This is a genomic window from Streptomyces sp. NBC_00637, assembly GCF_045161545.1.
Taxonomy (GTDB): domain Bacteria; phylum Actinomycetota; class Actinomycetes; order Streptomycetales; family Streptomycetaceae; genus Streptomyces.
Genome location: NZ_CP109046.1, coordinates 1,632,217 through 1,646,905, shown reverse-complemented (window position 1 = coordinate 1,646,905; position 14,689 = coordinate 1,632,217). Strand labels below are relative to the sequence as shown.

Genomic DNA, 14,689 nt, shown 5'->3' with positions numbered 1-14,689 from the left:
GTGTGGATAGTTTGCGGCGACCGCGACACAGCTGAAAGTGAGTAGGGCTGCGCATGGCCGTCGATCCGCTGATCGAGCTGCGTGACGTCAACAAGTACTTCGGGGAGCTGCATGTCCTCCAGGACGTCAACCTCACCGTCGGCAGGGGGGAGGTGGTCGTGGTGATCGGCCCTTCGGGGTCGGGGAAGTCGACACTGTGCCGCGCGATCAACCGGCTGGAGCCCATCCAGTCCGGTTCGATCACGCTCGACGGACAGCCGCTGCCCGAGGAGGGCAAGGCGCTGGCGGGACTGCGTTCCGAGGTCGGCATGGTCTTCCAGTCCTTCAACCTCTTCGCCCACAAGACCGTTCTGCAGAACATCTCGCTGGGCCAGGTGAAGGTACGCGGACGCAAGAAGGACGAGGCAGACCGGCGCTCCCGTGAACTGCTCGACCGGGTGGGCCTCGCCGACCAGGCCGACAAGTTCCCCGCACAGCTCTCCGGAGGTCAGCAGCAGCGCGTGGCCATCGCCCGCGCCCTCGCCATGGACCCCAAGGCGCTCCTGTTCGACGAGCCCACCTCCGCCCTCGACCCCGAGATGATCAACGAGGTCCTCGAGGTCATGCAGCAGCTGGCCCAGGAGGGCATGACCATGGTCGTGGTCACCCACGAGATGGGTTTCGCGCGCTCGGCCGCCAACCGCGTGGTCTTCATGGCCGACGGTCGCATCGTCGAGGACCGCACCCCCGAGGAGTTCTTCACCGACCCGCGCAGCGACCGCGCCAAGGACTTCCTCTCCAAGATCCTCAAGCACTGAGCGACGGCGTCGGCCACGGCCACAGCGCCCACCCGCCCCGGCGACGGCCGGAGATCACTGCTCGCGCAGCGGAACCGACACGTACGACGGGTCGTTCGCCGGCGAGGAGAAGGTCAGCCGCGCGCCGGACGGGTTGTGCTCGATGTAGAGCGGGTCGACCGTGTCGACGACCAGGGCGAGCCGGTGCCCCGCCGGGACGTCGTAGGCCGTGGAGAACAGGTCCAGGTCGAGACCGAAGGGCTTGCCGGGCGTCCGCCCGTGGAACGTGTACGGCGCGTGGGAGACCAGCTTGCCGAGGCCGAGCGGCCCCACGTCGTAGAGGTAGGCGACGAGGGTGCCGCTCTCCTCGGTCGGGGTGACGGTGGTGTGCACCTGCGCGGTGCCGCGCACCCGCTGGGTGGTGGCGTACTTCCCGGACTGCCACACGGCGGCCCAGCGGCGGGGGAGTAGGGGGATCGCGGCGACCGGGGGCAGCCGCGCCACCTGGTCGAGGATGCTGGACAGGAAGACGATTCCGCCGTCCGCGCCCGAGTCCACGTTGGTGTGGATCGTGGTGGAGCCCGCGAGGTCGATCTTCTTCCGGGTCGCGGTCGCCGACTTCCAGTCCGGATATCCCTCGTAACCGCTGGTGGAACGGGACTTGAGGCGGACGGGCTGTTCACGGTCGATGCCGTTGTCCTCGCCCTTGAGGTAGTGGTCGAACCAGCGCTCGGTGTCGGTCCACACGTCGTTGGGCACCCCGAACAGGCCCGTGATCTCGGCGGTCGCGTGGTCGCCGGGGCGGAACTCCAGCCGCTTCGGGCCGGTCAGCCGTTCGTAGAAGGCGGCGGACTGGTTGGGCGGGAAGATCGTGTCGCCCCAGGCGCCGGCGAGCATGATCGCCGCCCCGTTCTTGTTGAGCTGGTCCAGATAGGTCGTGGGGGAACGTTTCTGCCCCCAGGCGACGATGTCCTTCTCCTTCGACAGGTCGGAGGAGTAGAAGGCCGAGAAGACCTCCTGGGACTCGGCGCTGCGGCGACCGGCGACCATGCCGACGGTGTCGAGCACGGCGGCGGCCTGGACGTGCTGGGTGCGGCCGGAGTAGATCGAGTCGATCAGGTCGCCCCAGCCGCTGAGCGAGGCGACGGCCTTGACGCGCGGGTCGTGGGCGGCGGCCAGCAGGCTGATCCCGGCGCCGTAGGAGACGCCCGCCATGCCGACGTTCTCCGGGTCGCTCGGGGTGTGGGCGAGTGCCCAGTCGACGACCTTGGCGGCGTCCGCGACGTCGTGCGGACCGGCCACGTCGATGTCGCCGCCGGACTGCCAGAAGCCGCGCACGTTGTAACTGAGCACGACATAGCCGGAGTCGGCGAGCCGTTGCGCCTGGGCGAGGTACTCGACCTGCGGGAAGCCCCAGCTCGTCGGCAGCACGATCAGCGGGTGGCGGCGGGTGCCGTCGGTGTCGGCGGGGGTGACCACGTTGGCCTTGAGGACCGTGCCTCCGTCCCCGGCGATGTCGACGTACCGGACCCCGCCGGTGGCGGCCTGGGCGGCGGGCGTCAGGCCCAGCACCCCGCCGGCGACCAGGGTCGCGGAGACGGCGCCCATGGCGGTCGTACGAAGGGCCAAGCGCTGCGGTCGTCCCACGGGTCACTCCTCTTGCCTGCGCCATCGCAAAGTGACCTGACCGTAACCGTTCCGCCCCGACGCAGGTAACCGTCGGTAAGTTACGTGGGAGTAACAATTGTCGTGTCCGGCAGGGGAGCCTGCGCCGCCCGGGTCACGTCCTCGACCAGTTCGACCACATCGGGGCCGTATGCCTGGGAGTTGATGACTTTCAGCAGCAGCACGAAGGAGCCGTTCCCGTGTTTGCGTGCCAGCCGCTCGTGGTTGCGGACCAGATAGCGGGTCGCGGCCTGGTTGTTGATCGCGCGCTGGCCGCAGAACAGGAACACCGGCCGCGCCTCGCGCCGGTGGCCCGCGGTGAGCCGGGCCAGCAGCACGTACTCGGTGACGCCCGGGTCCATGCGGTGGTGCTCGCCGCCTATCTGGAACGCCAGCCGGTCCGGGCCCGGTTCGCGATCGGTGTTGACCCGTACCCCGGGCAGCATGGCCTGGATGTGGGCCGCCATCCTCCGATTGGACCCGGGGCCGCCGACACAGAACTCGGTGCGCTCGCCGAAACCCTGCCGGGCCGCGTCCTGGGTGACCACCTCGGCGCCCGCGCCGCAGTCCTTGATGAGCGCGGCGAGTTCCAGCAGCGCGAACACGTCGTGGCGGTGCACCGCGAGGTCGGGGCCGCCCGCGTCGCGGTTCACGACGAGCAGGCACTCCGAGTGCTCGGGCAGCCCGAAGAAGGCCTGCTTGCGCCGGAGTCTGCGCTTCCACAGGTAGGTGCGGGTCAACCAGCCGAGCGCGGCACTGATGCCGGCCGCGACCACGCCCAGGACGATATTGCGCACGTCGTCGTTCATGGGCGCGCATGCTAGCGGGCGGGCACGGTCGGGGCGTACCCGTGTTCGAGGTGTGGCAGTCGTATGACAGTGCCCGGAAGGAGGCTGTCGGGGCCCCCGGAATCTGGTTACGCTGCGCGGACGTTCCCGGACTGGAGGTACGGATGCGTCGCCCTGTCGCGCGGAAACTGGCGGTCCTGGCTGTCTCGGCCGCCGTGGTCACGGTGGGGGCCGCGGCGCCACCCGCCGCCGAGAGAGCCGGTGTCGCGAAGGTCCCGGTCGCCGTCGGCTACGGCGGCGCGGTCGCCAGCGTCGACGCGGACGCCTCCGCCGCCGGCATCGAGGTGCTGCGCAAGGGAGGCAACGCCGTCGACGCGGCCGTGGCCACCGCCGCCGCGCTCGGCGTCACCGAGCCCTACTCGTCCGGCATCGGCGGAGGCGGCTACTTCGTCTACTACGACGCCGACTCCCGCACGGTGCACACCATCGACGGCCGCGAGACCGCCCCGCTGACCGCGGACTCCGGTCTCTTCCTGGAGGACGGCAAGCCCCTCGCCTTCGCCGACGCCGTCACCAGCGGCCTGGGCGTCGGCACACCAGGCACTCCCGCCACCTGGGCGACCGCGCTGAAGGAGTGGGGCAGCGAGAAACTCGGCACGGTCCTGAAGCCCGCCCAGCGCATCGCCCGCGACGGCTTCACCGTCGACGACACCTTCCGCACCCAGACCGCCGCCAACGAGACCCGCTTCCGCTACTTCCCCGACACGGCGAAGCTGTTCCTGCCCGGCGGTCGACTCCCCGTCGTGGGATCGACGTTCAAGAACCCCGACCTCGCCCGCACTTACGAGGAGCTGGCCCGCAAGGGCGTCGGGGCGGTCTACCGCGGCGACCTCGGCGAGGACATCGTCTCCACGGTGAACAAGCCGCCCGTGGACCCGGGTTCGGGCTGGAACGCCCGGCCGGGCGAGTTGTCCGCGAAGGACCTCGCGGCCTACCGCGCCAAACTCCAGGCGCCCACCAGAACGTCGTACCGCGGGCTGGGCGTCTATTCCATCGCGCCCTCGTCCTCGGGCGGCACGACGGTGGGTGAGGCCCTCAACATCCTGGAGCGGACGGACCTCTCGAAGGCGAGCGAGGTCCAGTACCTGCACCACTACCTCGAAGCGAGCCGGATCTCGTTCGCCGACCGAGGGCGCTGGGTCGGCGACCCCGCCTTCGAGGACGTCCCCACCCGGCAGCTGCTGTCGCAGAAGTACGCCGACTCGCGCGCCTGCCTCATCAAGGACGACGCGGTCCTCACCAGCCCCGTGGCGCCCGGCGACCCGCGTCACCCGGCCGCCTGCGGCACGGGCGGCACGGCGGCTCCGACGACGTACGAGGGCGAGAACACCACGCACCTCACCGTCGCCGACAAGTGGGGCAACGTGGTCTCCTACACGCTCACCATCGAGCAGACCGGCGGCAGCGGCATCACCGTGCCCGGCCGTGGCTTCCTCCTCAACAACGAGCTCACGGACTTCTCCTTCGCCCCCGCGAGCCCGGCCGTCCACGACCCGAACCTGCCGGGCCCGGGCAAGCGGCCGCGTTCGTCGATCTCACCGACGATCGTGCTCGACCGGCACGACAAGCCGGTGGTGGCGCTGGGCTCACCCGGTGGCGCGACCATCATCACGACCGTGCTGCAGACGCTGATCGGCTTCCTCGACCGCGGGCTGCCGCTCGTCGACGCGATCGCCGCCCCGCGCGCCAGCCAGCGCAACGCCGCCCAGACGGAGTTGGAGCCCGCTCTCTACGACGACACCAGCCCTGACGGACTGCGGGCCCGCCTGGAGGCCCTCGGGCACTCCTTCAAGCCCAACCCCGAGATCGGCGCGGCGACCGCCGTGCAGCGGCTGCCGAACGGCAAGTGGCTGGCCGCCGCCGAAACCGTACGGCGCGGCGGCGGTTCGGCCCAGGTGGTGCGTCCGGCGCGCTAGACGGCCCCGGCCCTGCCCCGGCCCCCCCGGGGCCGTGGTCGCTTCAGGGTGCTCAGAGTTCGGGGGCGGGCGGTTCGCCGGTGTTCGTACGGAACGCGAGCCGCCCGTCCTCCACCCCCACCGTCACCCGGTCGCCCTCCTCGGCCCGCCCGTCCAGCAGCAGCCGGGACAGCTGGTTGTCGACCTCGCGCTGGATCGTGCGGCGCAGTGGCCGGGCGCCGTACTCGGGCTGGTAGCCGCGCTCGGCGAGCCAGTCGACGGCCGCGTCGGTGAACTCGGCCGTGATGCCCCGGGCCTGCACCAGCCGCCGCGTCCGCTCCAGCAACAGGTCCGTGATCCGCCGCAGTTGCTCACCGGTGAGCTGGCGGAACACGACGATCTCGTCGATCCGGTTGAGGAACTCCGGCCGGAAGTGCTCCCGCAGCGGCCGCAGGATCCGCTCGCGCCGCGCGGCCTCGTCGGCGTCCGCGCCACCCGAGCCGAAGCCGATGCCGGCGCCGCGCCGGGTGATCGCCTCCGAACCCAGGTTGCTGGTCATCACGATCACCGTGTTGGTGAAGTCGACCGTGCGCCCCTGCGCGTCGGTGAGCCGGCCGTCGTCGAGCACTTGGAGCAGGATGTTGAAGACGTCCGGGTGCGCCTTCTCCACCTCGTCGAGCAGGAGCAGCGAGTACGGGTTGCGGCGGACGGTCTCCGTCAGCTGTCCGGCCTCCTCGTGGCCGACGTAGCCGGGCGGGGCGCCGATCAGGCGGCTCACCGTGTGCCGCTCCTGGTACTCGCTCATGTCGAGCCGGACCATGCGCTCCTCGCTGCCGAACAGCGACTCGGCCAGGGCGCGGGCCAGTTCGGTCTTTCCGACGCCGGTCGGACCGAGGAACAGGAAGCTGCCGATCGGCCGGTCCGGGCTGGCGAGCCCGGCGCGCGAGCGCAGCACGGCGTCCGCGACGACCCGTACGGCCTCCTCCTGGCCGACGACCCGCTCGTGCAGATGCTCCTCCAGGGCGAGCAGGCGGTCCTTCTCCTCCTGGGTGAGGCTGGCGACGGGGATGCCCGTCTGCCGGGACACCACCTCGGCGATCGCCTCCGCGGTGACCTCCAGGTGCCGGCCCTCGTCGGAGGTGACCTCGCCGCTCGCGTCCGCGATGCGCTGCTTCAGCTCCACGATGCGGTCCCGCAGCCGGGTGGCCTGCTCGTACTGTTCGTCGGCGACGGCCTGGTCCTTGTCGCGGGCCAGCTCCTCCGCCTCGCGCTCCATGGCCCGTACGTCCGTGCCCTTGGTCCGGGCGCCGAGCCGCACCCGGGCGCCGGCCTGGTCGATCAGGTCGATGGCCTTGTCGGGCAGCCGGCGGTCGGTGAGATAGCGGTCGGACAGCTCCACGGCCGCGACGAGCGCCTCGTCGGTGTACCGGACCTGGTGGTGGGCCTCGTAGCGGTCGCGCAGCCCGCGCAGGATCTCCAGCGCGTCCGCGACGGACGGCTCCGGGACGAGGATCGGCTGGAAGCGGCGGGCGAGCGCCGCGTCCTTCTCGATCCGCCGGTACTCCTCCAGCGTCGTCGCGCCCACGATGTGCAGTTCGCCGCGGGCCAGGGCCGGTTTGAGGATGTTGCCGGCGTCCATCGACCCGCTCTCGCCACCGCCGCCCGCGCCGACGACGGTGTGCAGCTCGTCGATGAAGACGATCAGCCGGTCGGAGTGGGCGCGGATCTCGTCGACGATGGTGTTCAGCCGCTCCTCGAAGTCACCGCGGTAACGGGTGCCCGCGACCACGCCCGTCAGGTCCAGGGCGACCACGCGCCGTGCGACGAGGACGTCCGGCACGTCGCCGTCCGCGATCCGCTGGGCCAGTCCCTCCACGATGGCGGTCTTGCCGACACCCGCGTCACCGATCAGCACCGGGTTGTTCTTGCCGCGCCGGGAGAGCACCTCGATGGTCTGCTCGATCTCGTCGTCGCGGCCGATCACCGGGTCGATCCGGCCCTGGCGGGCCAGTTCGGTGAGATCCGTGCCGTACTTGTCCAGCGTGGGCGTGCCGGTGTGCCGCGGCGGGTCACCGGGGCGGGGGGCCTGCGCGGTGTCCGGGGGGTCGTTCGGCAGGCCCGCGGCGGCGAAGCGGGCCGCGTTGAGGATGTGCCCGGCCGCGGAGTCGGGGTTCGAGGCGAGGGCGCTGAGCACGTGTTCCGGGCCGATGTAGCCGGCGCCGCGCGAACGGGCCAGGTCGTGCGCGTCCAGCAGGGCGCGTTTGGCGGCCGGCGTCAGGGACAGCGAGGTGGGCGGTGGCACCTCGCCCGGCGGGTGCTGGACCGGGCCCGAGCGCTCGTCGATCTCGGAGGCGAGGGCCTCGGGGTCGGCGCCGGCCCGGCTGAGCAGCGAGCGGGTCGGCTCCGCGCCGAGCGCCGCGCGCAGGAGGTGCTCGGTGTCCAGGTCGCGGCTGCCGTGCTCGGCCGCGTACTGGGCCGCTCCGCGTACGAGCTCCCTGGCGGGCCGGCTGAGGAGCTGGCCGATGTTGATCTGCCGGGGGCCGGGGCGGGGTCCGCCGAAGAAGCGGGCCAGGAATTCGCCGAAGGGGTCGCCGTACCCCTCCGGGCTGGAGAAGCCGCTGGTCATGGCGTTCCGTTCGATCGACGTGCGCTGCCGGTCGCGGACGGGGCTCCTGTCCGTGCCGGGCTACACCACGATGGCACGATCCGCAGGGTGTGGCATGTCCTGGGACCTGCCGCCGTACGGGGGCCGCGGACCGCGCGTGGCCGGTCGCACCGGCGGGCACGGAGCGGCGGTTCGCCACGGTTCCGCGCCCGCCGGCGGGACGGTCCTACAGTCGCTCGGTGAGGATCCTCGGTCCGCTGTCCGTGATCGCCACCGTGTGTTCCGCGTGGGCCGCCCTCGACCCGTCGTTGGTGCACAGGGTCCAGCCGTCCGGCGCCTCGTGGTAACCGTCCTGGCCGCCGGCGATCAGCATCGGCTCGATCGCGATGACCATGCCGTGACGCAGGGGGTAGCCGCGGCCCGGGCGGCCCTCGTTGGGGACCCCGGGGTCCTCGTGCATGTGGCGGCCGATCCCGTGGCCTCCGAAGCCGTCCGGGATGCCGTAGCCCGCCGTCCGGCACACCGTGCCGATCGCGTGCGCGATGTCGCCGATGCGGTTGCCGACGACCGCCGCCTCGATACCGGCCGCGAGGGCGCGCTCGGCGGTCTCGATCAGCCGCACGTCCGCCGGACGCGGTGTGCCCACGGTGAAGCTGATCGCGGAGTCGCCGACCCAGCCGTTCAGCGAGGCGCCGAAGTCCGCCGAGACGAGGTCGCCGTCGCGCAGCCGGTACCCGGTGGGGACGCCGTGCACGATCGCGTCGTTCACCGACGTGCAGAGCACCGCCGGGAAGGGCGTCGCGGCGAAGGACGGGCGGTAGCCGAGGAAGGGGGACGTCGCGCCCGCCCCGCGCAGCACGTCGTGTGCCAGCGCGTCCAGCTCCAGCAGGGATACGCCCACGTCGGCGGCGTCGCGTACGGCCGTCAGCGCCCGTGCGACGACCTGTCCCGCCGCGTACATGGCCTCGATCGATGTGTCTGTCTTGAGCTCCACCATGCCAATTACTATACCGGTATTAGAATGGGGTCATGGTACGTACTCCCCTCACTCCCGAAGAGCGCGAACGCGGCGAACGGCTCGGGCTGCTGCTGCGCGAGGCCCGCGGCGGCCGGAGCATGGCCGGCGTCGCCGCGAGCGCCGGCATCTCCGCCGAGACGCTGCGCAAGATCGAGACCGGCCGGGCCCCCACGCCGGCGTTCTTCACCGTCGCCGCGCTCGCCCGCGTGCTCGATCTGTCGATGGACGAGCTGGCGGGGCTGTGCGTGCCCGCCCCCGCGTGACACCCTGGGGGCGCTGTCCGCGCCCCGTTCGGGAGCGTGCGCGCACGTCGTCGCGTCGGTTTCGAAAACCGGCCGTAGCCGCGCTGTAACACGGTTGGTGTTTCCTACGAACCGGAGTGTTCCGGTCGGGCGGGAGTCGAGCGATGGCTGTGGATCAACTCCCGGGCCGGGTACGGGAGTTCGCGAGCTACCTGAACGGGTTGCTGTCGCGCCTCGATCAGGGCGCCGGCTGGTGCGCGGTCTTCTGGCAACGCGATCCCGACGGCATGCGGGCCTGCCTCGACGGACGCGAGGTGCCGCCCTGGGACGTGGTCGAGGCGGTGCTCCAGGACCTCGCCGCCGAGTACGGGACCGCGGTCGCCGCCCAGCAGGCGGAACGGGTCCGGCCGTTGCACGCCGCCGCCCTCGCCGCCCACGACGCCCGGCCCGGTGGCCGCGACGCGCTCGGCGACCGGCTGGACGTGATGCTCCGCGAACAGCGCTACGCCGCCGAACGGGTGGCCGAGCTGGGGCGCCGGCTGCCGTCCGCGGCCACCCACGAGCAGGCCGAGGCCATCCGTCTCGACCTCGCCTGGGCCCACGACGACCACGAGCGGGCCACCGCCCGGTGCGCCGAACTCCGTTACCGGATGGCGCAGTCGGACCGGCTCCGGACAGCCGGCAGAAGCCCTGATCCCGCCCCGGACACCGCTGCCGCCGACGCCGCCCACGAGTCGCCCGCGGAGTACGGCGCTCCCGCGGCGTACGACGCCCCGGCCGGCTACGACGCCGCCGAGCCCCCGGCCGAGCCCCCGGCCGAGCGGCCGGCCGACGGGTACGGGACCGAGGCGCCGGCGGCCGGCGCCCCCGCCCCGCGATCGGCCCCCGCCGAGGACGTCCCCGCCGAGGCCGCCCCCGTTCCGAAACAGCGCAAGCGCCGCCGCGGGAGCGCCCGTTTCGCCGGTATGACCGAGGACGAGGACGCCACCTCCGTCGGCGTGCCGCCCGGCACCGAACCGGTGCGGCCCGCGCCGGCCCCGACCGGCCGCCGCGGCCCGCGCGGCGCCCGCTTCGCCGGGGCCGCCCAGAACGTCGAGCGGCGGTCCGAACCGCGGCGCGAGCCACTGGACACGGCGGCCCGGCGGGAGACCGTCGAGACGGTCGAGCGGCTGGTCCGCCTGCGCGGCGAAGGCCGCAGCGGCGAGGCGCACGGCCTGCTCGTCGAGCTCGCCTACTGGCCGGCCGCCCGCATCCCGCTGCTCGCGGCCGAACTCCAGCGCGCCGGGCTCACCGCCGACTGGACCACCCTGCTCTGGGAGGCGGCCTCGCTGCCCGCCGACCGGCTGGTCGCCGCGGCCGACGCGCTGGTCGCGGTGGGGCGCACGGCCGACGGCGAGCAGATCCTGCGCCAGGGCGTCGCCCGGCCGGCCACCGAGATCGGGCAGGCCGTCCTCGGCCTGGTCGAGGAGGGCCGCCGACGCGAGGTCCGCGCGCTGCTCGACGCCTACGTCCGGGTCCGCACCCCCGAGGAGGCCGCCCGCAGCGTCGCCCCGGCCCCGGAGACCCTCGTCCCCCTCGTGCTGGAGGCCGCCCGGACGGTCTCGGAGGAACGTCACTGGGACCTGGTGCACGCCCTGCGGGTCGCGGGCTTCACCGCCTGACCGGGTCACCCCTTACGCCGTACGGCCCCCGACTCACCCACCTGAGTGTGAAACGCGATCGACTCGGCGGGTTAACGACGATGGTCTTGGCAAGCCCGTCCTGGAGGCTTACGTTCGACCCTCTACGACCTTCGTCTACGGGCGTAGAGGCTCTGACGTCCCGTCGAAGGAGCAGCTCATGGCCAACGTCGTACGTGCCGCACTGGTTCAGGCCACCTGGACCGGCGACACCGAGTCCATGGTGGCGAAACACGAGGAGCACGCCCGCGAGGCGGCCCGCCGGGGCGCGAAGATCATCGGGTTCCAGGAGGTCTTCAACGCTCCCTACTTCTGTCAGGTCCAGGAGCCGGAGCACTACCGCTGGGCCGAGCCGGTCCCCGACGGACCGACCGTGCGTCGTATGCGGGACCTCGCGCGCGAGACGGGCATGGTCGTCGTCGTGCCGGTCTTCGAGGTCGAGCAGTCCGGTTTCTACTACAACACCGCCGCCGTGATCGACGCCGACGGCTCCTACCTCGGCAAGTACCGCAAGCACCACATCCCGCAGGTGAGGGGTTTCTGGGAGAAGTACTACTTCAAGCCCGGAAACGTCGGCTGGCCCGTCTTCGACACGGCCGTCGGCAAGGTGGGCGTCTACATCTGCTACGACCGCCACTTCCCGGAGGGCTGGCGGCAACTCGGTCTCAACGGCGCCCAGTTGGTCTACAACCCGTCCGCCACCCACCGGGGCCTCTCCGCCCACCTCTGGCAGCTGGAGCAGCCCGCGGCCGCGGTCGCCAACGAGTACTTCGTCGCCGCGATCAACCGGGTCGGCGTCGAGGAGTACGGGGACAACGACTTCTACGGGACGTCGTACTTCGTCGACCCGCGCGGGAAGTTCGTCGGCGAGGTCGCGAGCGACAAGGACGAGGAACTCGTGGTCCGCGACCTCGACTTCGACCTGGTCGAGGAGGTCCGCCGGCAGTGGGCCTTCTACCGGGACCGCCGCCCCGACGCCTACGACGGGCTGGTGCGGCCGTGAACGATCTCCACGCCCGCCACCGGAAGGTCCTGCCGGACTGGCTCGCCCTCTACTACGAGGACCCGCTGGAGATCACCCACGGCGAGGGCCGGCACGTCTGGGACGCCGCCGGCAACAAGTACCTCGACTTCTTCGGCGGCATCCTCACCACCATGACCGCGCACGCCCTGCCCGAGGTCACCAAGGCGGTGAGCGAGCAGGCCGGGCGGATCATCCACTCCTCGACGCTCTACCTCAACCGGCCCATGGTCGAGCTCGCCGAACGCATCGCCCACGTCAGCGGCATCCCAGACGCCCGCGTCTTCTTCACCACCTCGGGCACCGAGGCCAACGACACGGCGCTCCTGCTCGCCACCACCCACCGGCGCAGCAACACGATCCTCGCGATGCGCAACAGTTACCACGGCCGTTCCTTCAGCGCGGTCGGCATCACCGGCAACCGCGGCTGGTCGCCGACCTCCCTGTCCCCGCTCCAGACGCTCTACGTGCACGGCGGGGTGCGCGGGCGCGGCCCGTTCGCCGGTCTCTCCGACGCCGAGTTCGTCGAGGCCTGCGTCGAGGACCTGAAGGACCTGCTCGGTCACACCCGCCCGCCGGCGGCCCTGATCGCCGAGCCGATCCAGGGGGTCGGCGGGTTCACCTCGCCGCCGGACGGACTGTACGCGGCATTCCGTGACGTGCTGAACGCGCACGGGATCCTGTGGATCGCCGACGAGGTACAGACCGGCTGGGGCCGTACCGGCGAGCACTTCTGGGGCTGGCAGGCGCACGCCCGCAGCGGGCCGCCGGACATCGTCACCTTCGCCAAGGGCATCGGCAACGGCATGTCCATCGGCGGGGTCATCGCCCGCTCCGAGATCATGAACTGCCTGGACGCCAACAGCATCTCCACGTTCGGCGGCACCCAGGTCACCATGGCGGCCGGTCTCGCCAACCTCTCCTACGTGCTGGAACACGACCTCCAGGGCAACGCGCGGCGGGTCGGCGGCCTGCTCATCGAGCGGCTGCGGGGCGTCGCCGCCCAGGACCCGGGAGTACGGGAGGTGCGCGGGCGCGGGCTGATGATCGGCGTCGAGCTGACGAAGCCCGGCACCGACCGAGCCGACCCGGACCGGGCGGCCGCCGTGCTCGAGGCGGCCCGCCTCGGCGGGCTGCTGATCGGCAAGGGCGGCGGCCACGACACCAGCGCCCTGCGCGTCGCCCCGCCGCTGTCCCTGACCGTGGCGGAGGCCGAGGAGGGCGCCGCGATCCTCGAAGGCGCGCTGAGGAGCACGCAGTAGCGCAGGTCCGAGCCAAGGGAACACAACGCCATGACCATCACCCTGGAGCCCTGGGGGCCGGTAGAGCCCCTGGAACCCGCCCTGTCGGTCCGTCAGGTCCTGGCCCTGGAAAGGGTGCTGGCCGGGGAGCCCGAGGTGGTGGCCGGCGCGGGTCAGCTCGACCGGCCGGTGCGCTGGGTGCACGTCGCCGAGGCCGCGGACGTCGGCGTGATGCTCAGCGGCGGCGAGATGGTCCTCACCACCGGAGTGCTGCTCGCCGGTGACGAGAACGCGCAGACCGAGTACATCCAGTCCCTGCACCGCGCGGAGGCCGCCGCCGTGGTGCTCGGACTGGGACGGGCGTTCCCCGCGCCGCCGGCCGTGATGCGGCGCGCCGCCGAGCGGTGCGGGCTGCCGATGGTCGTGCTCCACCGCCCTTTCCCCTTCGCCGAGTTGACGGAGGAGGTCCAGTCCCGGCTGGTCCGGCGGAAGTTCGCCGCCGTCAGTCTGTCCGAGGCCGTACGGACCGCCCTCACCGCGCTGATCACCGCCGGCGCCCCGCTCCAGCTGCTGCTCGACGAGGTCGCCCAGCACGCCGCCTGTCCCGTCGTCGTCACCAATCTCGCCCACCGGGTCCTGGCGACGGCGGGGGAGCGGTCGGCCGTCGACGACGTGCTGCGGGACTGGGAGCGCATCGCCCGCCAGGCCGGCGGCAGCGAGGGCGACGGCTGGATCCGCGCCGAACTGGGCGGACGCGGCGAGCGGTGGGGGCAGATCGTGCTCTGCGGCCACCGCGGCGACACCGCGGGCGGACGGCTCCTCGCCGACCGGGCGGCCGAGGCCCTCGTCCTGCACCGCATGCTCGGCGGCGTCTCCGCCCACAGCTGGGAGGAGCAGTCCGCGCAGAGCCTGCTCACCGACCTGGTCTCCGGCGTCGTGCCCGCCCGGCAACTGCTGCCCAGGGCCCGGGCGGCCGGGCTCCCCGTCAACCGGCGCACCTTCGTCCCCCTGGTCGTCCGAGACGGCGATCCCGCTCAACTGGAGCGCATGCTGCGCCTGTTGGGGATGCCCGGACTGGTGGCCGAGCTCGCCGACGGGGCCACCGCCGTGCTGCTCAGTCTCGCCCGCGACCAGGACGCCGCGGCGCTCGCCGCGCACTTCGCCGCCCGGCTGCGGACCGAGTCCGGCGACAGCCGTACGGTCGTCGCGGCGGCGGACCCGCGCACCGTCTGGGACGACGTGTCCGCCGGGCTGCGCGAGGCCCGGCATGTCGCGGACGCCGTGGCCGACTCCGCCGCCGCCCTCGACCTGCCGGCCGTCGTCCGCCTCAGGGACGTGCATCTGCGCGGCCTCGTCCGGCTGCTGCGGGACGACCCGCATGTGCAGTCCTTCGCCGAGCGGGAGCTGGACGGGCTGCTGTGCGCGGCCGGGGACGACCTGCTCGCCGTGCTGCGGACCTACCTGGCCACGGGCCGCAACAAGTCCCGCACCGCCCAGCTCCACCATGTCTCCCGGCCCGCGCTGTACCGCCGGCTGGAGGCGATAGAAGAACGGCTGGGCGTGGACCTCGACGACTTCGAACAGGCCGCCTCGGTACACATCGCGCTCCTCGCGCACGACGCGCAACAGAGCTGACCGCGGGCCGCGGGCAACAGCTGCGAAACATGGAACGACCAGGGAAAACGGTGGTGAAACATGG

At 72.4% G+C, this 14,689-nt stretch carries 11 protein-coding genes; 7 read left to right on the top strand and 4 right to left on the bottom strand.

The window, feature by feature from the left end; all coding sequences use genetic code 11:
• Nucleotides 1-53 precede the first annotated feature (53 nt).
• Nucleotides 54-797: an amino acid ABC transporter ATP-binding protein gene (locus OG440_RS07110; RefSeq protein WP_406005972.1), complete on the top strand. Its 744-nt coding sequence runs from the start codon at nt 54-56 to the stop codon at nt 795-797.
• A 54-nt stretch (nt 798-851) separates the two neighbouring features.
• On the opposite strand, the gene OG440_RS07105 is transcribed toward OG440_RS07110, so the two are convergent.
• Nucleotides 852-2,384, bottom strand: coding sequence for an alpha/beta fold hydrolase (locus OG440_RS07105; RefSeq protein ID WP_406011284.1), 1,533 nt, complete (start codon nt 2,382-2,384; stop codon nt 852-854).
• Nucleotides 2,385-2,503: 119 nt separating this feature from the next.
• Nucleotides 2,504-3,250: a hypothetical protein gene (locus OG440_RS07100; protein WP_406005971.1), complete on the bottom strand. Its 747-nt coding sequence runs from the start codon at nt 3,248-3,250 to the stop codon at nt 2,504-2,506.
• 143 nt (nt 3,251-3,393) lie between these two features.
• Between OG440_RS07100 and ggt the strand changes: the two genes are divergently transcribed.
• Nucleotides 3,394-5,205: a gamma-glutamyltransferase gene (gene ggt / locus OG440_RS07095; RefSeq protein WP_406005970.1), complete on the top strand. Its 1,812-nt coding sequence runs from the start codon at nt 3,394-3,396 to the stop codon at nt 5,203-5,205.
• Between the two features lie 52 nt (nt 5,206-5,257).
• Here ggt and OG440_RS07090 read toward each other — a convergent pair whose 3' ends face one another.
• The gene (locus OG440_RS07090; protein ID WP_406005969.1) at nt 5,258-7,810 is read right to left on the bottom strand and encodes an ATP-dependent Clp protease ATP-binding subunit; all 2,553 of its coding nucleotides are present in this window, start codon (nt 7,808-7,810) and stop codon (nt 5,258-5,260) included.
• Nucleotides 7,811-8,015: 205 nt separating this feature from the next.
• Nucleotides 8,016-8,786 (bottom strand): type I methionyl aminopeptidase, encoded by a 771-nt coding sequence (gene map, locus OG440_RS07085; protein WP_406005968.1) that lies wholly within the window; start codon nt 8,784-8,786, stop codon nt 8,016-8,018.
• Between the two features lie 32 nt (nt 8,787-8,818).
• On the opposite strand from map, the gene OG440_RS07080 reads away from it, so the two are divergent.
• The 5 genes from OG440_RS07080 to OG440_RS07060 all read left to right on the top strand — a co-directional run bounded on the left by OG440_RS07080 (nt 8,819) and on the right by OG440_RS07060 (nt 14,625).
• The gene (locus OG440_RS07080; RefSeq protein WP_406005967.1) at nt 8,819-9,070 is read left to right on the top strand and encodes a helix-turn-helix domain-containing protein; all 252 of its coding nucleotides are present in this window, start codon (nt 8,819-8,821) and stop codon (nt 9,068-9,070) included.
• A 143-nt stretch (nt 9,071-9,213) separates the two neighbouring features.
• A complete protein-coding gene (locus tag OG440_RS07075) occupies nt 9,214-10,710 on the top strand; it encodes a hypothetical protein (protein WP_406005966.1) in 1,497 nt (498 codons plus the stop codon).
• A 178-nt stretch (nt 10,711-10,888) separates the two neighbouring features.
• A complete protein-coding gene (locus tag OG440_RS07070) occupies nt 10,889-11,731 on the top strand; it encodes a nitrilase-related carbon-nitrogen hydrolase (RefSeq protein WP_406005965.1) in 843 nt (280 codons plus the stop codon).
• On the top strand, nt 11,728-13,011 hold the full coding sequence (locus OG440_RS07065) for an aspartate aminotransferase family protein (protein WP_406005964.1): 1,284 nt from the start codon (nt 11,728-11,730) through the stop codon (nt 13,009-13,011). Before OG440_RS07070 ends, OG440_RS07065 begins: the two co-directional genes overlap by 4 nt.
• 30 nt (nt 13,012-13,041) lie before the next feature.
• Nucleotides 13,042-14,625 (top strand): PucR family transcriptional regulator, encoded by a 1,584-nt coding sequence (locus tag OG440_RS07060; RefSeq protein WP_406005963.1) that lies wholly within the window; start codon nt 13,042-13,044, stop codon nt 14,623-14,625.
• Nucleotides 14,626-14,689 lie beyond the last annotated feature (64 nt).

What these genes read in the sequence shown, in the direction of transcription:
- OG440_RS07060 (WP_406005963.1), top strand. Translation starts at nt 13,042, where the DNA reads ATGACCATCACCCTGGAGCCCTGGGGGCCGGTAGAGCCCCTGGAACCC.
- ggt (WP_406005970.1), top strand. Translation starts at nt 3,394, where the DNA reads ATGCGTCGCCCTGTCGCGCGGAAACTGGCGGTCCTGGCTGTCTCGGCC.
- OG440_RS07080 (WP_406005967.1), top strand. Translation starts at nt 8,819, where the DNA reads ATGGTACGTACTCCCCTCACTCCCGAAGAGCGCGAACGCGGCGAACGG.
- OG440_RS07070 (WP_406005965.1), top strand. Translation starts at nt 10,889, where the DNA reads ATGGCCAACGTCGTACGTGCCGCACTGGTTCAGGCCACCTGGACCGGC.
- OG440_RS07110 (WP_406005972.1), top strand. Translation starts at nt 54, where the DNA reads ATGGCCGTCGATCCGCTGATCGAGCTGCGTGACGTCAACAAGTACTTC.
- OG440_RS07100 (WP_406005971.1), bottom strand. Translation starts at nt 3,250, where the DNA reads ATGAACGACGACGTGCGCAATATCGTCCTGGGCGTGGTCGCGGCCGGC.
- map (WP_406005968.1), bottom strand. Translation starts at nt 8,786, where the DNA reads ATGGTGGAGCTCAAGACAGACACATCGATCGAGGCCATGTACGCGGCG.
- OG440_RS07105 (WP_406011284.1), bottom strand. Translation starts at nt 2,384, where the DNA reads ATGGGCGCCGTCTCCGCGACCCTGGTCGCCGGCGGGGTGCTGGGCCTG.
- OG440_RS07075 (WP_406005966.1), top strand. Translation starts at nt 9,214, where the DNA reads ATGGCTGTGGATCAACTCCCGGGCCGGGTACGGGAGTTCGCGAGCTAC.
- OG440_RS07090 (WP_406005969.1), bottom strand. Translation starts at nt 7,810, where the DNA reads ATGACCAGCGGCTTCTCCAGCCCGGAGGGGTACGGCGACCCCTTCGGC.